Genomic DNA, 16,972 nt, shown 5'->3' on the forward strand with positions numbered 1-16,972 from the left:
AAATCCTATTTGGCAAATTTCTTTTTAAGCGCATCGCTGGTCAGGTGCTTTAAAACATCAAACGGCTCACACTTCCCACCATCTTCATTGAAATCAATCGGCCCCACCGCCTTTGCCACTTTAATCGCACGCTCGTTTAATAATTTGTTACGCTTACCAATTCCCATTAACGCGCCGCCCATAGCGCATCGCATCGTCGGCGTTTCTTCCATGTTAAAAATCTTATCGTTAATTTTTTCGATCACATCAACAAAGTAGTCATCGGTTAAAGCTTTATTGCGCTTATTTTTTGATAATTCATACAACAAACCATAAGCACTTCGACGCTTCAAATCGTGATCAGTTTCAAGCCATTCATTGGCAAGGTCAAATGCGACAGGCGACTTTGCCAAAGTCGCATCGCAAGAACTAAAAACATGCGCTAACAAACCGGCACCGAGTTCGTTCACCTGTTTTTCTGCTTGCGCTTTGGTGATTTGTTTCGGGTCATCAATTAATAATGCAATGGTCTTGGCGTCATAAATATCCGTTTCCCAAAGTTCGAGCGACAACTCCCGGTTGCGCCCTACCTGCTTTGCCAACTTTCGTAGCTGAGTTAATCCAATGCCAAAACTTTTAAGCCCAGCGGTGTTTTCCATTTTGGCCCAATTTTTAATACCGCGATCATTTTGGTTTTCTTTGAGTAACTTTATGACTTCAGATTTATTCATGGTAATAACTCACCTGGTAATGTAAAACAAACTATTGGATGGACATTTCTAGTATATATTAGCTACCACAAACGAAATCGGCAATATTATCGTTTTGGCAATTAATTCGCAGTTTAACTTGACCAGGTGTCGCCACTCAAACTACCGTTTGGACCTTTCCCGCCCAAAACAATACGCGCAAAAATCATAACCAAAACTTTCGCTTTCTTTTATCGACTTAAATCGCACGCAATGATCGCCTCTGATTTCATCAATTTGACAAGTTCCTTTTTCGTTTTTCAGATCGTGTAATTCTCGTGTCGCAGAATTCCCAAGGTAACGAGATGCTCTCCGATTTTTATCAATATCGCTGACTAAGCCGGCGGCTCTATCCGTATCGAAAATCAGGTCTCGATAATTACAATTTCCAATTTTTGGCACCATTAAAGTCGAATCAGCACACAAGGGATCGTCTTGCTTTCCATCCGGTGCAACCAACGCTCGTACAAAGACTGCAGTTTCTCGTCTGGTGTTAATTTGTAACTGCGCCGACGAATCGACATCATCAGCATTATCACTAACATTGGTATTAATCCGCAAACCAGAACCAGAGGCTAGATTATCGGAATCTTGATCTCCCTTTGCTGAACGCTTTGCTCTTTTACCGGCCGCAGCACTCTTTTTTGAGTCTCGCCCGCCACCACCAGTACTCGAATGTCCATCTTCTCTTAACACCTGATCAATTCGCTCTTTGGATGCAGAATAACTAATCTGATAACGTCCTTGCTTGTCTGAGTGTGTTGGCGCAACCTGACTGACGGGTTTTCCGCTCTCGTCATAAACGGCGACTTCCGCACCGGCGACTGGGCAACCTTTGCGATCATAAATTCGGCCCTTAACCGTCCAGGTTCTTTCATCACAGGCTTCTCTTGGCTCTCCTGCGCGGTTAGTTTCCATTCGCAAGCCGCTAATCGTATCAATGTTCGCAGAAAGTTTCGCGTCCACCGCTTGAACTCGCGAGTGCTGAGCGTCATATTTTGCCACCAGTCGCGTTTGCTCACGTGTTTGCATTTTGGCTTTGCTACGGCGAAAGCTGGAGAGTCCCGAAAGTCCATTGACCCGCAAATCATTATTTAATTGCAAGCCATCTTTCAATACCCGTGAAACTTCTGCTTTAGAAACTCGCTTGGGTGACGAACCATTTCCACCGACTGTTCTACTCATTGTCTTTTCTCCTAAAACACATAATAGTTTTTCTGAAAACTACATTCCTGCCAATTAAGTAAGTGTAGCACTCGTAGGTTGGGTTGACGCAGGAAACCCAACAACATTCTCAACGACAAAAACCTATTCCCAAATCAAACATATATTTTTTCTTTAACCATTTGTTGGGGTTCGTTTCTCTACCCAACCTACGTTATTTCGACATCTTTAAATTTTTAATCCAATAACCTCAATACACTTTGACCGCCACCGGTCGACTGCCCACCAAGGCTACTACCTCCTGCAGTTCCCTGATTAAATAAATTATCGCCACAGGCATTAAAGAAATCGAAAATCACATGGTTAGGTCCCTGAATTAAATTACTCGCCACCGCATTAAACGCACGAATACAATGGGTGCCCTGGTTGCGTGAAGTGATGTTGCCAAAAAGACCAAATGTTATCGCCGAAAATAACGCACCTAACATACTTTCTTTAAAGCGATTTCCATTCACGCGCAACGTCCATCCAAACATTAAAGACTGCGAAATATAAATTTCATCCAGCACAAAGTCGAAACTAATATCACATTGATTATTCTGGAAACTCAGATCGTCCAGTGTGAAAATTCCAACCGACATAATGCCAATTTTAAAACCGGTTTGATCCGTTAAATCCAACATAACCTGGTTATCGTTAAACATCACATTGCCATTGCCGAGATAACCAAACAACCTTCTCGAATCCAAGCCCGGCTGCGAAATAATATAAAAGTCGTCGTCGGGCGGTGCGCTTACCGGCAGATCATCGAACTCTTCGCCACTATATAAGAGCTGTTGTAAATAAAGTTCATTAGAAATTCCAAGGTTAAAAATATACACCGACGAAACCAGGAACGACGGTGCATTAGAATCGAATACAAAACCTTGCGAAGTTAACTGATTACCTTCTACCGAGACAGGACCAAGCGCATTAATCGACAAGGCTCTTCCTAATGGTTGGGTAACGATATTATTATGAATTTTTACGGCCGGAACACCATTTTGCCGAGGGTATAGTTGCTCCAAAGATTCCACGAAAACTTTCGGTGCAGTCGCAAATTCGATCCAGATCCCACCTCGCGCACCTCGGCTTGCACCTTCCGCGGCCTGATCGGTTTTTGCGCCATTGTTGAGAATGCGATTATCGGAAATATCAACGCCTTCGCCGTGCAAGAGATAGATACCACAATTAGGCTCTAAATAATTATCGCCATTGTCAATGATATGATTTTCACGGATGACGCCATTTTCAACGTCAGCGAGACTGATCCCACCATAACCCATACTCGTCAACATTTCGTCCGGCGTTTCCGCGAGTTGTCTGATTAAGCAATTCTCAATTTGATTTCCTGTAATTAATAAATCACTTACACTGATAAATTCATCGGTTCCCTCTAAATTAAAAAATGCTAAAACACCGATTCCATTGAGACCAAAATTCAAGATACGATTTCGTTCGATTGTGAGGTCATAAATTGTTCCTCTCGAACGATAGTCAGGTCCATCGCCACCGTTGACGATTACCGGTGGTGGAATGTAAATCGAACCAGGTGCGCAAGGATCGCAAGGGTCATTCAGATTAATGATCCAGCCAATAAGATAAAATGGACTGTTCGGGTCACGATTGACATCCTCAACGCTACCTAAAGTAATTCCATTACTGATCCCGCCCTGAATCAGGTTATCAATTATTCTGACTCTCTCAGACGTTCCGCCAATGTGCAACCCACCTCTGGCGGCGCTGGCAAAACCACTCACTGATTGATTAGCCGCAATCCCTGCAACGGGATCAATCGTTCTGGCAACCAATAACTGGTTGTGTTCGATGAGTACATCGTCAGCAGTAATAAAAATAGAATGGAAATCGCTGGAAACATCTTCCATAATCACAAGGTTATCGACCACTTCAACAAATTGAGCGTGGTCAACTTGAATCGCACTTCGTGTGGCGCCATTGAGTATCAATTGTTTAAAAGATAAATGCCTGGAAATAATTGGTTGTTCTTGTTGACTGGTCGTCACATGAACTCCAATGCCTTGCGCATGTGCAGTAATGGCAAAATGTTTCAGTTGAATTTGATTAACGTCTTCGATTAAAACCGCCGGGTCACTGGTTTGCGCAATCAACCGAGTTCGCTCACCACATCCTTCTATGGTGACTCCACTTTTATCAACGACGATATTTTCGTCAAACTCACCCGGTAACAAACAGATTTTTCCGCCGCTGGGCGGCAATGCATTAATTGCATCTTGAATGGTTTCAAAATGTCCATGACTGTTGGTGCCATCACCAACAGTGTAAGTACAACAATTACGAATTCGGGTGAGTGGTCGATACGGTATGCGACAATCATGAATCAATTCTCCGGTTGTCACACCGCCAATTGTCGTCCAACGGATTAAAGCGAGTGGCGCGCGGTAGTTTTTGACACCATACGCCAAAGCACCGTTTACTGCTTCCAATTCCCAGGGAACAACGATGTTGGGTGAACCTGTTCTTGCGGCAATTATCCAGAACAAATTACGACGTAACGGACCACTTTGAAAATTGACTTCCAATCCCGTATTACCCAATTGTCCATTAGCGATTGGAATTTCTGCGGGAGAAACTAAATCATCACCGCGATTCCAAATTCTGACATAATAAAATCGCTCATCGGCCGTTCCATCAAAAAATTCATCAACATCATCCCTGGTTTCCCACTGAGTTCCAAAATCAGCAGGGACCGGTGTATCGATCAAAAAGCTCGCGTCTTCAGGATTATAAGAACTGGAAACTTTGGCAAACATGCCATCTAATTCTGCAATTCTTTCGCCGTTGGGTAATGCAGCTGACCAGGGAATAATTTCAACTGTCTGATCTTGTAACGGCCAATGCATCGCATCTTTGGGTTCGTTCAATAGTTCAATTCGAATCAAAGCGCCATCAAATGTCACCACCCTTGCACGATATAAAAGTGAAGCGTTGTAAAAGCCCCAGGTAAAAGTTGCGCTACTGGTCATTTGCACTCGAATCGCCTGGTTTTCATGATGCAAGTAGCCGCCACCAACCCCGGGAGAACAAAGATCGGCAGGCTCAGCCGGCGCGGTATAGGTGACCTGAATTCTCGCATCGGTTGCCAGTTCCATTTCATCGTTGATCAAACCATCAGCAACCCAGTCAGCCTGAATTTCCTGCCAGGCATCGGCACATTCATCCAGCGTGACGTCAGTTCGGATCCCAACTCGGGTCATCGTTTTTACGCGCATGGAAGTATCAGGACCGCCAAGCGCGACTTCAAATAACTCGCTATCTTCGATTGCCGCCACCGGTTGTTGCCAGGCTTCCAGATAAGCCATATCAATTCGGCTTTCTCCCTCAGCCGGTGCGTCGGGCCAATCGTCAACAGGGTGGAAATTGATCCAGTCCTTTTGCAAATGAAATGCTTCATCTTGCTCAAGACTTAAATACAAACCACCAAGATAAGTTTCACCTGCTGATAATGTGAAAGTCGGTTTAGCATCGACAATCACAAAATCTTTTACCAGGAAACCATCATCTGGAGAGCCATAAACACCAATTGTATTCAGCCGAGTTCGCCGCATATCTTCTTCGATAATGCGTGCCTGTTCATTGATGGTTTGGTCATCAAGTACGCGCCCTTGCTGCATGCGGATACTGTTGTAGTGTTTGCGAAAATCGGTCGCTTCCCGTGATAAATCAATTGCAGACATAATGACTCCCGTTACTTAACTAAGTATTCCCTCTTTTGAGAGAGAAGATTCTTTATATTCCCTTCCTTTTAATGCTCTCCCTCAAAAAGGAGAACCTAACTTCGTACTCCCCTCCCCCAGAAAGGAGAACCTAACTTCGTACTCCCCTCCCCCAGAAAGGAGAGCCTAACTTCATGCCCCCCTCCCTATGGGAGGGGGCTGGGGGGAGGGAAAATGCTTAAGCTTTTTACGTACCTTCAAAAAACATTCCCTCTCCCTAACCCTCTCCCAGCGGGAGAGGGGATCTTTATTTTCACCCTCAAACTAATTCTCAATAATAAAATTTGGTGTCCGACCAAACGGTAAATATTCCATCACTTTTGTGTGTGCCCCACGTAACTTAATTTCATGAAGCACTTGATTAAATACCCCCATCTCAACTCCTTGTTCACCGCCGACTAATACTTGCGGATAAACCTGCGGCGTTAAGTGCGCATATTGATGATCACCAAATCGCGTAGAAATAAACAATCCTGATATTTGTTGCAGAAAAACCGAGCGATAAGGTTTAGCCACCCGCGAACCACTCGCCGCAGCACTAAAACGAAAACATCCATTCTGATTATCAGTAACATCAACCAATCCAGCGACCAAAGTATCACTTGCATAAAGCCTTTCTACATCAACAGCCAGTTGAATTTCTGACGGTGTAATAATAGTGCTGCGCTCTATTCGAAGTTCGGCAGTTAATGCGTCGATCACGACACTCGCTGCATCTCGCGTTTGTAAAATAGAATCAATAATTGTTATTTTTTCGATACTGGCGTCGGCACCATCCAGACGAATTATGCCGAGCATACTTTTTTCAATGATCAGGTTTTCAACAAACCCGCGAACAATTAAATCGACAGCCGGTAAAACCGAACCATCGGCAGCATCGCCCCCGGGATCAAAACTACAGTAACGAATTAGCACGCGTTCATAATTTCCATCGAGAATTAAATGGTTTGGCGTGCGCGAACCTAGCCACAACCCATCCAACTCAAGCACAGCATCATCTTGCGCAGAAGTGAGCAGCCAGTCCTGGCGTAAAATAAAATAAGGGCGTTGTCCTTCTCTGGCTCGCACCCGGGTATTGATCACCGCCAGCTGATCTTGTGGTGATCCATAAGTACGACTATCAACAACTTCGGCGATACCATCAGCAGGCGTTCCAGCCACCACAGAACTGTTTTGCCAGGTAACATCCGGCAATTCAATTGAGGCTTCACGAGAAAAGGCACCGGCACCAACAGGCGCCAACATACCAACCTGGTAACTCACCCGAACCGACTGCGCAGTATTACCACCGCGGTTTAATACCAGTCGCCCGGTTTCGGGAGAAACAAATAAATCAACATCAGCAGGATTAGGCGGATTCCAGGCTTCAAGATTAGCGGCACGTGTTCTAGGTCTGCCAACGGGTTCGGCAACCCCGGCAAAACCAACGGTCAAAGCAGGTAATCCATAAGCAGCATCTTGCGGATCATTTTGTACTGGCCAGGGAGCGTTATCTGCCCCGTTAGGTAACAGAGCTGCACTCCCACATGCGCGGACTAATGCTCGGGATAACAAACCAGCGAGTACACCCGGCGCCGTCAAAGTCACACTACTGGGCATGCCATTTAAAAGTCGAATCAATTCACGCCGATGATAAAAAGATTCGCCGATTAATTTAGTTAAATCGATCGCAGCAGCTTCTCGTTGCGGTTGTCCGGCAATCGGCGCATCGGTCAACACCCAGGCCACTTCCTCTGCTGTTATTTCAAAAATTTCTTCAGCAAGCAAACGGCAGCTAATCGGCCGTGGTAGTTCCCATTCTGCCGCTGTCTGCCAGCCGTTCCAATCCACTGGTAGTGCATTACCGCTAAACAGCGCAATATCACGACCACTGGGGTCAAAGGTAGACTGATCGCGACCATCTGCCAACGCACCAAATCGGCGGGGTTGTACACCATTGAAAGTCACCGGCTGCAATCGATAAATATGATAACTGACGGTTTCAATGCCCCGTCTTCCTGTCAGTCCTGAAGGGTTTCTGGTTTCCGGTGTGTAATGAAATTCATCAAAAGCATCACAGGCTAATCTCGATCCACGAGGAGAACGAATATCGGCAATACCGCCTTTTGGCGTTTTAGTTAATCGGCCAACTGTTAACGGACAATCTAACATGTGCCAGGTACGTGCAAGCCGTTTAAATTCTTCAACAACTTTAGAGTCCCAACCAGCAATGTCAGACACCAGTTGTTCCTGCACCATCAAGGTTCCTTTACGACGACGGTAATAAATCGTTTTTGCAGTATCAACACGTCGCCCACGTAGGTTAAGAGAAGACACCAGGCGAGTCGCTACAAGCTGACTGATATATGGAATCGCCCAATCACTCGCCAACTCCACAAATACATCATCCCATAAACGATCTTGACTACGTTTAGCCACAGCGGCCTGCTCTGCAACTGCACGTAAAAATGCGCGTAAGCTGTCGCCCCCGTTCAGGGCATCTTGCTCGCGATAAACAGCAGGTAACCATTCCCAAAGTTTCTCGGCGTAATAATCAATATATTGGTCGCGTGCGATTGCCATTTTAGCTAACTCCGTTGATGGTGATGCCACTAGTGCCAGTGCCTAACTCGCCAAAATAAAAATAATGTTCTGCGGCGGGCGCAATTCCATAACCGGTAATCGCGCTGCCATTCAAGGTCATTGCCTTAATATTGCTGACACCAGCCACTTCCATGACAGCTTCCATAATTTGACTATGATAAATAACCCCTTCAGGCCCAAGCACGGTTCGGTGTAACAATCCGCCGGGAAGAGACGGTTCAGACTGGCGGTAAAGAACGCTTTGCACTGCCGCGATCACATCGTCAGATTGATAGCGAGAATGGATTTCCAGATCAAGTTCGAGTGATGTTGTTTGTGGTAAAGCAAGTTTCACCTCAATGGCGGCCTCTGGTTCGCTCAAGGCTTGCAAGCGACTCAAGATGCTACTTTTAAGTTGACTGTCGCCAATAAAATAAATTACCGCACGTTTTTCAAATTTCAATTTATCCCAACGGAAAATTCCTTTAACCGCTTCAACACCTGAAACTTCATGCGCCGCAGCTTCCAGGTCAGCAAGAGAAACAGCGCGCCCGAGAAGAAGCGCAGAATTGGGTGCATAATGTTTTAGATCCTGTGGTGACTCAGCGTCACCACCGCCAAACGCCGGTAAAACATTTTTTACCGATTGTAATCCTGATATTGGCTTAGCAACCTGATTGATTGAGCCGGCGGGTGGAACAGGGCTCCCTGCACCGAACCGATAGTTGGCATAAACCGGCGCGCCACTGGGTAACCGTGCACCGCCGCCAAAATGAATCAGTGTTTTTCCCATTTCATCGTGACGAACCAGATAAACCGGTTCATCATCTTTCACACCAAAAAAACTGGCGACTTCAAACCACTGCACGCCGCCGACATAAATAGTTAAAGTCGTTTTGTAACCTTGCTCATTTTCTGCAGGCACATAAGTTAACGGGCTATTTTTTAACTCAAAAACCTGCTCGTCCATACTGGCATCGCCCACACCAAGGAGTTCATCTTCAACACTTTCTCCACGGCTTCCTTTAAAGACATTGCCAAACAGATTAACCGGCGCCATCAAACTTTTATTCCACGCAGGGTCGGAGTCTATCGACGCGAGTTGCGTATCAGCATTTAAAGAACCCGTGCTATAAACACCTTCCTGATGAGTATCTTCCAATAGCAAATTAGTAACAGGCACTCTGGCTTCATCTATAAACGATCGCAAGTGAACCGGGTCAGTTTGTTGTAATTCATCTTTCTCAGGAATTAAAACTCTGGCTGCGTCTGATACGCTGAAATACATAGTAATTTTGTTTCTGTCCGATGAAGACCAGGATAATCCCGAACTTAATTGGAGCTGGCTGATCGAAGTTTTTACCTCCGGGCTTTCGAGGGTTGCAGTCACTTCATCAGAAGTATTTTTCACCGTGGTTGTTACTGCGGGTAATACCGTTTGCGAACTGATATTACTGGAATTCACTTTTCTGACTTTAAGACTTCCCTGTTTTTCAAACACGACAAACTGACCCGTTCTAATCGGTGCTCGCGAATCTAATAAAACATTAACGCCGCTGAATGGGTTTGATCTTCGCCATAAAGGCATTGAGTTGCCCATGGCAAAAATTCTGAGTTGTGAATATTTTGAGTTTGCCGGCACAGGTACTGCAGAGCTAAAACTAATTTCCACTGTCGGGCGTCTTGATCGCTGCGCAATCGTTTTTAACCCCGTCACATAGCGGGCTCTTAAGACGCCGTTAAAACTCAATACAACGATAGAACCTTTGCGCACTCGTAAACTGTTAGGTGCCACTAAAACAGAGTTTAAATAGCTTCCAGGAATGTTGTCATCTTGAACGCGACTGACTGCGAGTTTATTTAAGCGCGGATCTAACCATTTCGTTTTTTCCAGCTCAAAAACTTCCGGCGGATTGCCATCATATTCGCCACTTCGAAACGCCGTTTTCGCCGGTAACTCCACCAATCTTCTACCTTGCGCTTCCGCAGCAATCCACACTTGACTTGCCAGTGCGGGACGAGGAAGGTAACCGAGTAAACTCACCAACTTTCTCTCGGTCCCTGTCAATCGAGAAGTGGTTAAGTAACTGTCATTAGCAATGAGTGAATCATAAAAACTAATCACGTCGAGCAAGTAGGCGGACATTTCTACCAGCATCACACCAAAATCGGCTTCACCACGCGCGCGCCAATGATTAAGGGTGGGCTGTCGACCGATAGCATCGAGTAACGCTAAGCGCCAATCTGGAAAAATTCCGAGGGCTCGAGGAATGTCTTTTAAACCGGCGTGGATTGCAAATTTTTGTGGAAAGTTGCTGTCATCGCAAGGACAAGTCATGCGCCTCCCTCCATAATTAATCGAACTGCTCCCTGCTCCGGCAGCAGTGCGTTATTGGTAACCAGAATCAGTTCATTGACGGCAACCCGATAACAAAATTCAGAAAAGCTCCGCCAGTCGAACCAACCGCGACGTCGTATTCGAATACCATTAACGGCATGAACACCAGCGACTTGTTGAATGGCGGTAATTAAGGCCGCCCGAGACAGAGGCGTGCCAAAAGTGAAATTATCGGGGTGGAAAAACCAGGGAGGCGTGTCTTTTTTCAGAGTCCCGTTTTCTTGAATTCCATTTTTTTCGTTCAAGTACTCACCTTGCACGTTATCATTTCCGTTTCCAAAAAGCGCCAGCAACACTCTTTCTTTCACCTGACCGGGATAGGCTGTCACGTCAACACAAACTTTAATTTCCAGATCGATGTTGGCGTAAACTGGTTGCTTAACACAGGTTTCACGCCCCACTTGTCGAACACGGTCGAGCAATTGATCCAGTTCGTTTTTTTGCTCAACAGTGATACCAACTTGATCAAAAGGATCAGGGGTCACAAAAACCGTCGGCCAGCTACCGGTCCATCGAAAATGCGTTCCAGCTTGTTGAACCCAATCGAGGCGTTCAGTAATTTCGGTGTAGTCCCCTGGTTGAACTGCACGATAGGTAATCGCTTTATAAGCTTCCGGCGCATTCGTTTTTATTTGTGCTGAAGTTTCCGCATCTCGACCACCACTTGCTGCCAGAGGATTGGTGATCGCGTCAACGAAAGCCGGTCTGATCGGCGGGTCATCGAATTCAGATTTGAATCGAATAAGAGTGTCTGCACTCACATTTGATAATCGTCCATTACCCAGGCGGTAACGCAAAGCAAAAATATCACCGTCTCTTGGCGCCAGACCAAATTCACCGTCGCCAAACCTGACGCTAAATCCATCGCTGGTAGCGTAATCGTCAAAACTAAATTTTTCGCCGAAGCGTTCAACTGAAAATAATGCTCGATAAGTTCCTTCTTCTAATGTAAAAACTGCATCGGTAGGACCGGCAACTTCTTCACTGATCATTGAAGGCATCCACTGCCAGTCCTCGTTTGGTTCTCTTTGTAAAAGAACCTCTGGTCGCGTTAACAAACTAGATGATAAATTGCTTTCACTAGCCGAGGCGCCACCAGATAATGATCGATCCGTTGGCAACCAAACAAGCGGTGTTGTGTGAGAATCTGGTAAAGAAAAAACAAACTTAACCCGACCAGCTTCGTCTTGACGATTTGAATAACAGGTGTTCGCGCCCGCTCGTTCAATTGCCAATGGTAAATCAGCGTCAGGAGCGAAAGGATCATTGGCTGGACCAATTCGAAAACGTAACGCATTTTGATCCACCGGTGGAATTGTTTCACCCGAAGTAGCAGGCAATAAATTACCACGCACCACCAAAGTCGTTAAATCCAGTTCAACTTGCGTTGGATTATCCCAAATAATTTCTGTGACCAAATCACCGGTAACTGGATCAATATCTTCATCGGTATCAACCACTCGCACCATTAAGCGACGTTCTGGCAGATCAGGTTCGGTGGGACGAGTTGCTAACAATACCCATTTACCAACCGGGTCAATATCAGAATCTGGTAAAAAATCCGCAGCGTGGTGTCCAGCAATCGTTAAATAATCGCTGCCTCTTGGCAAGCAGGTATCATTTTCATCCCAGATATAAGCCATAAATTCATTTCGATCAGGAGAGACATTAAAATTCGTTCCTAAATCAGCCAATCCATTGCCAATTTCAAATACCTGCTGCGAATAAATATCAGTGAGCGCGGTGCCTGCGGCTAACGCGCCATTTGCATTCGCAGTCACATCAATCCAGGTTGACGCACCACTGCCATTATCAATGGGGTAATCGACCAGTTGCGCAAAATGACGAAGTGTTCTGCGCTGAGTGGCATCGGCAAAATTAGTTTCTCGTTTAATTCGATCTTGTGCATAAGAAAACTCATCGCCCATTGCACTATATAATTCAACCAACATCATCCCCATATCGGCTTCTAACCGGTCTTGCCAGTCGGGATATCGCTGTGATGCAAAATCAGTTAACACTTGTCGAAAACTCCAGAAATCACGAGAACGATAGTCAACAGGAAAATCGTTACTGGGTTCAGGAGGGCATTCTGGCTTTTTTTGTTTGCAGTCAAATTCACTTTCGCAGCCAGCCTTAAAAGTAAATGGAATGTGATTAAAATAACTATCCAATGCCCCATGAAAAATTGATAGTTGGTAATAGCCAAATCCCCCCGGTTGCTCTACTTGCAACCTCAGTGCGCGACGGTTATCAATCGTTGGGATCGGTGTAACGTGCTGCACGACTAAAACTTCCTCTGGCTCAATTTTGTTGAGCGCTGTAATACTAATTTCTTCGGCAGTAATCGTCGTGAGTGCAGCATCAAGTGGTGCAGGTAATTCCAGATGATGTAAAAAAACGAACAACTCAAGTTGATCGTCAGATACCTGGATAAAATCAATTCCGGTAACAATATTTGATTGTCTGATTAGCTCGATACGGTCAGGAAGATTCATAATTACCCCGCCACCGTCAGGTTTAGATATTGATTGGTACCACGGGCGATCACCATGTATCCAATACGAATTTCCAGACTCGCTTCAACCGCTTGAACCGTCACCTCTTTTACTTTAATGACATTATTCAACCATCGATCGAGCGCTTGAAAAATTGTGGTTTGTGCCAATGTCGCTGCAACTTCTCCGCCGGGAGAAAAAACCAGGCGTTTTACGCCGCAACCAAACTCAGGTCTATTGATTCTTTCGCCTGGCGCGGTGAACAGCACCTGCAAAATAAGTTGCTTTACATGAGCATCATAATCTCGCTCTTGGGCGAGTTGTCCTTGTCCCTGATTAATCGCGAAGGGATAAGCCATGCTGATAAATTCTTCGCTCATTGTGTTAATCCTATATCATCAGTTAGTTTTTTAATCATTGTGTGCTTACCGTGGGTTGAGTCGACACAATCGATACCGGTCCCTGTGGAGCCTGAGTCGCCGCAAGACATAAACCAGTGCTTGTCGTTGAGACCGTCGGAATACCGTTAACATTGCTTTTTAAATCAGTCACTATCCATTGAACTTTGACGCAGGGGCTCGGCACAGTTCCAGTTCCAACAGGAATTTGAAACGGGCAACCCGATATGGTGTAGATGTCCGTCGCCAACGCCAGCGTCATTCCATTTGTTGTAACTTTCGTGTTGGTCGAGCTAATCTGCACAGTACCACCATGGGGACATTGAAGTACCGATGTCGTGGTTAGTGCTTGTCCTGACATTTTGTTTTCCTCAGTTCATTCTCTCGTAGGTTGGGTTGACGCAGGAAACCCAACAACATTCTCAACGACACAGCTTTTTCCCAATTTCAACAACCGTTTTTCTTCAACCATTTGTTGGGTTTCGTTCCTCTACCCAACCTACAAGTTTTTACGTTACCTTAAATGCACCATTGTTAATGGTGACACCGGCTGGGCCAACTTCAACTTTTCCAGGTGTCGACTCTGAAACAACACCAACGGCGCCGACGGTATGAGTCGATGGTCCAACACTATCGCTAATATCTAAGCTCCAGGTGGTAGTCGCTCCCTGAGTGTTGGTCAGTTCAACATCTCCAATCAAATCATCAACTTTAAAATGTGTATTTTCCGTTTTTAAAATTCGTGTATCTGACGTTAGGATTTCGCTGGGTAGCTCGCCATCAGCCCAGAAGCAACCAGTCCAGATTGGATAGGAAGGATCGCCTCCTTCAAACTCTATCCAGACACCTGCACCAGTCGGCGGTAAAAAATAAAATCCAACATCTGAACCGGCATAAGGAACACAAGGCATCGCCCAAATTGCTTGGTCACCTAACACTGCGGGAACTTCAACTTTTAGTCGACCTTTTTGTCCCAGGATATCCAGGTTATCGACAACCGTACCGCGATACTTGCCGAAAAAATGCGTGCGTATCCAGGTTTCAACATCTTCGATGCGATTAAAATTCATTGGCATTTCTCTTCATTAGAAAGTAAAAATTACAGACACAGTTCATTACCCATTCCATCCGTTTCGAATTAAATCGACGGTCATCATGTGATCTTCTTCGTTAATGTCATGGACCACACGAGACACTAAATATTTTCCTGAATGGCGCGTACCAGCGCCGTCTAAATTGACCAATGTGTGCGCGCGTATAATGCCGTTCAGCCTCGATTGGCGAACATTAATTTGCGCGCGAACAAACCAGCCATTTTCCATCAATGCAGCATTCCCCCGCGATGACAGGTCGCCAGCATCATCGGCCGGAACAGCCAGGTGCATTTGGCGAGTACTGGGAGCAATGTCAGCAAGGTGTTGGTCGGCAAGGCCGGTAATACTTGATCGTTCACTACTGCCATCAATCGCACTTAAGTTACCGAGGTCTAATTGAGTCAAACTAGCCGAGACAGGCGCTTCACTATTCCAGTGCAAGGTCATCGAATCAATATTTGGTTCACTGATATTGATTCGGAGTTCTTGCTCCGGGCTTCCGTCCGTAGGCGGTAATTTAAAATGCCCAATGGTCACACCCGGCGCTTCTTCTGTTAACCAAAACCAAAAACCATTTCGCCTTGCAAGTCTGCGAATAAAACGTAAGTCGGTTTCACGCTGCACTAGTGGATGTTTCAAATCGGTGTGAAAAGTAGTTGTCACCGATACATCAGGAACAATGGCATAACCGGCCAGAATTTCCATTACTGCAGTCGAGTCGTTGATGTTAGATCGCACCACCGATTTGTTTTCTCGATCCATCGCTACGCTGGCATCCATTCCATGGACATCAACCTTCGAACCTTCGCCGCCGTGAGCAAAACTAATATCCTGACGCACAACCGGTCCACTCACTAATATGCTGGGAATTGGTTCGCCACGAATAACAACTGCCAAAATACTTTCCGGATCGAGCAATGAATTATTTAATATCGCTAAGTCACCATCTTCTATGTTAAGGCCAAACCTCAGGCGATATTGGGTTGCCTGATTAACGGCTTCCACCACCTGGATTTCACTTGGCATCGGCATAGAAGGATCTGGCAATCCATTGGGTAATATGGCGGCACCGATCGTCATTAGTTTAAAAACTCCGTGTATAATTTTTTTGATCTCATCGTACATTGCTCAAAATTCATAAAGTCTTCGCTAAAATATCTCACTAGATTTCGTTCCTTTATGCCTCTATTTCTCTAAATTTTTGTTCGGAATATCGATTTCTCTTTTTTCCGTTAACACTTCTGCAGTCATCGCATCAGCCATTTCCGCCAGACGCCAGTAACCAGTCGGATCTGATAAATAAAACGCCGCCAAATGATCACTGCGTTCTCCTTGGCGCCGAACATGAATTCCTCGAAAGCTTTGCTGTGGCGCCTCGGCAAAAGGCGTCACCTCAACTTCACGACCCCGTTCATCTTTCATCACGATTGGGTTTAATTTTGCGTAACGACTTTTCTTATCAAACATTTTTAAATTCCAAATTGATCACAATTAAATGGGTAACATACCAATAATAGATTCAACACTATTCGCCAGATTTGCAGTTGCTAAAACTTCTTTTTGTCCGCGAGTAAACTTATAACAAGCGGTGGCTATTTCAACAGCAGCGCCGCTCGCGGGATCACCGCTCACTTTCACCAGATCATCTAAATCAAGAACGCGTAGTCCAATAGTTGCTTTTGCCCGCGTAGGATAAAGAATCGGTGAGTATTGCTGCTCTTCAATTGACAGACTAGTCACTCGAACCGGCACAATTCTTCCCGGCCCCCAGAAAAACAAAACAATAGGAACCTGTTTTCTTTCTAACGACTCGGCCACGCCATCCAGCGAACCACCAATGCTGACACCGCCGCCGGAAATAGAAACCGAACCACTGACTGAGCCAAGTAATCCGCCAAGCAAACTATCTCCCGGCGGATACATCAGCATTTCGATAGCCGCAATGCGGTCGGCGACACCGCTAATAAAAGCAACTGGATGAGTTTCTGGTTTTTCTAGTGCATCGGTTGCATCGAGCATCAACTCTAGAGAAAAAGTTTCTTCGGGATCATACGGCTGCGATAACGCTAGTTTTTGTTCGTTGGTTAGTGCTGCTCTTTGAATACGCCCTTCATCATTGACCGACACTTCACGAGTGGGTGGTTGCCAGGGTTTCAAAGTACGTGACATGGTTTCAGGGTTGTACTGAAAAATAATAATATTCGGAATAGGGATCAGCATGGGCGCGCCGAAATAAATCAATGCGCCTTTCAAAATTGTTGGTGATCTCGAATAACCTGTCATAATCCTTCACCTGTCATCAAATTTTCTTTGTTAAAAGCAATTACTTTGTTAAA

Annotated in this window: 12 protein-coding genes; all 12 read right to left on the reverse strand. The window is 45.4% G+C overall.

Translation table 11 applies throughout. The annotated features are described in order from the left end of the window. Positions 1 to 5: 5 nt before the first annotated feature. Positions 6 to 710, reverse strand: coding sequence for a DNA alkylation repair protein (locus tag FLL46_RS10230; RefSeq protein ID WP_142893416.1), 705 nt, complete (start codon positions 708 to 710; stop codon positions 6 to 8). Between the two features lie 141 nt (positions 711 to 851). Further along, complete coding sequence (locus tag FLL46_RS10235) at positions 852 to 1,913, reverse strand: carboxypeptidase-like regulatory domain-containing protein (protein ID WP_142893417.1); 1,062 nt, start codon at positions 1,911 to 1,913, stop codon at positions 852 to 854. 215 nt (positions 1,914 to 2,128) lie between these two features. Next, entirely contained in the window at positions 2,129 to 5,647 is a 3,519-nt protein-coding gene (locus FLL46_RS10240) for a right-handed parallel beta-helix repeat-containing protein (RefSeq protein WP_142893418.1), read from the reverse strand. A gap of 303 nt (positions 5,648 to 5,950) precedes the next feature. Continuing rightward, positions 5,951 to 8,248 (reverse strand): hypothetical protein, encoded by a 2,298-nt coding sequence (locus FLL46_RS10245; RefSeq protein ID WP_142893419.1) that lies wholly within the window; start codon positions 8,246 to 8,248, stop codon positions 5,951 to 5,953. 1 nt (position 8,249) lies between these two features. Then, on the reverse strand, positions 8,250 to 10,586 hold the full coding sequence (locus FLL46_RS10250; protein WP_142893420.1) for a baseplate J/gp47 family protein: 2,337 nt from the start codon (positions 10,584 to 10,586) through the stop codon (positions 8,250 to 8,252). Further along, on the reverse strand, positions 10,583 to 13,144 hold the full coding sequence (locus FLL46_RS10255) for a baseplate J/gp47 family protein (protein WP_142893421.1): 2,562 nt from the start codon (positions 13,142 to 13,144) through the stop codon (positions 10,583 to 10,585). The genes FLL46_RS10250 and FLL46_RS10255 overlap by 4 nt, the downstream gene beginning before the upstream one ends. A 2-nt stretch (positions 13,145 to 13,146) precedes the next feature. Further along, a complete protein-coding gene (locus tag FLL46_RS10260; RefSeq protein WP_142893422.1) occupies positions 13,147 to 13,524 on the reverse strand; it encodes a GPW/gp25 family protein in 378 nt (125 codons plus the stop codon). Positions 13,525 to 13,558: 34 nt separating this feature from the next. Continuing rightward, positions 13,559 to 13,903, reverse strand: coding sequence for a hypothetical protein (locus tag FLL46_RS10265; protein WP_142893423.1), 345 nt, complete (start codon positions 13,901 to 13,903; stop codon positions 13,559 to 13,561). A gap of 148 nt (positions 13,904 to 14,051) precedes the next feature. Continuing rightward, the gene (locus FLL46_RS10270; RefSeq protein ID WP_142893424.1) at positions 14,052 to 14,612 is read right to left on the reverse strand and encodes a phage baseplate assembly protein V; all 561 of its coding nucleotides are present in this window, start codon (positions 14,610 to 14,612) and stop codon (positions 14,052 to 14,054) included. 45 nt (positions 14,613 to 14,657) lie between these two features. After that, positions 14,658 to 15,716, reverse strand: a complete 1,059-nt coding sequence (locus FLL46_RS10275; protein ID WP_142893425.1) for a type VI secretion system Vgr family protein — start codon at positions 15,714 to 15,716, stop codon at positions 14,658 to 14,660. Positions 15,717 to 15,821: 105 nt separating this feature from the next. Beyond that, positions 15,822 to 16,103: a hypothetical protein gene (locus tag FLL46_RS10280; protein ID WP_142893426.1), complete on the reverse strand. Its 282-nt coding sequence runs from the start codon at positions 16,101 to 16,103 to the stop codon at positions 15,822 to 15,824. A 24-nt stretch (positions 16,104 to 16,127) separates the two neighbouring features. Next, the gene (locus FLL46_RS10285) at positions 16,128 to 16,919 is read right to left on the reverse strand and encodes a hypothetical protein (protein WP_142893427.1); all 792 of its coding nucleotides are present in this window, start codon (positions 16,917 to 16,919) and stop codon (positions 16,128 to 16,130) included. Positions 16,920 to 16,972 lie beyond the last annotated feature (53 nt).

The organism is Aliikangiella coralliicola (assembly GCF_007004725.1).
GTDB lineage: Bacteria > Pseudomonadota > Gammaproteobacteria > Enterobacterales > Kangiellaceae > Aliikangiella > Aliikangiella coralliicola.

Excerpts from the sequence above, each read along its gene's own strand:
- FLL46_RS10285 (WP_142893427.1), bottom strand. The coding sequence starts at position 16,919 with ATGACAGGTTATTCGAGATCACCAACAATTTTGAAAGGCGCATTGATT.
- FLL46_RS10260 (WP_142893422.1), bottom strand. The coding sequence starts at position 13,524 with ATGAGCGAAGAATTTATCAGCATGGCTTATCCCTTCGCGATTAATCAG.
- FLL46_RS10230 (WP_142893416.1), bottom strand. The coding sequence starts at position 710 with ATGAATAAATCTGAAGTCATAAAGTTACTCAAAGAAAACCAAAATGAT.
- FLL46_RS10255 (WP_142893421.1), bottom strand. The coding sequence starts at position 13,144 with ATGAATCTTCCTGACCGTATCGAGCTAATCAGACAATCAAATATTGTT.
- FLL46_RS10240 (WP_142893418.1), bottom strand. The coding sequence starts at position 5,647 with ATGTCTGCAATTGATTTATCACGGGAAGCGACCGATTTTCGCAAACAC.
- FLL46_RS10270 (WP_142893424.1), bottom strand. The coding sequence starts at position 14,612 with ATGAATTTTAATCGCATCGAAGATGTTGAAACCTGGATACGCACGCAT.
- FLL46_RS10280 (WP_142893426.1), bottom strand. The coding sequence starts at position 16,103 with ATGTTTGATAAGAAAAGTCGTTACGCAAAATTAAACCCAATCGTGATG.
- FLL46_RS10275 (WP_142893425.1), bottom strand. The coding sequence starts at position 15,716 with ATGACGATCGGTGCCGCCATATTACCCAATGGATTGCCAGATCCTTCT.
- FLL46_RS10265 (WP_142893423.1), bottom strand. The coding sequence starts at position 13,903 with ATGTCAGGACAAGCACTAACCACGACATCGGTACTTCAATGTCCCCAT.
- FLL46_RS10235 (WP_142893417.1), bottom strand. The coding sequence starts at position 1,913 with ATGAGTAGAACAGTCGGTGGAAATGGTTCGTCACCCAAGCGAGTTTCT.
- FLL46_RS10245 (WP_142893419.1), bottom strand. The coding sequence starts at position 8,248 with ATGGCAATCGCACGCGACCAATATATTGATTATTACGCCGAGAAACTT.
- FLL46_RS10250 (WP_142893420.1), bottom strand. The coding sequence starts at position 10,586 with ATGACTTGTCCTTGCGATGACAGCAACTTTCCACAAAAATTTGCAATC.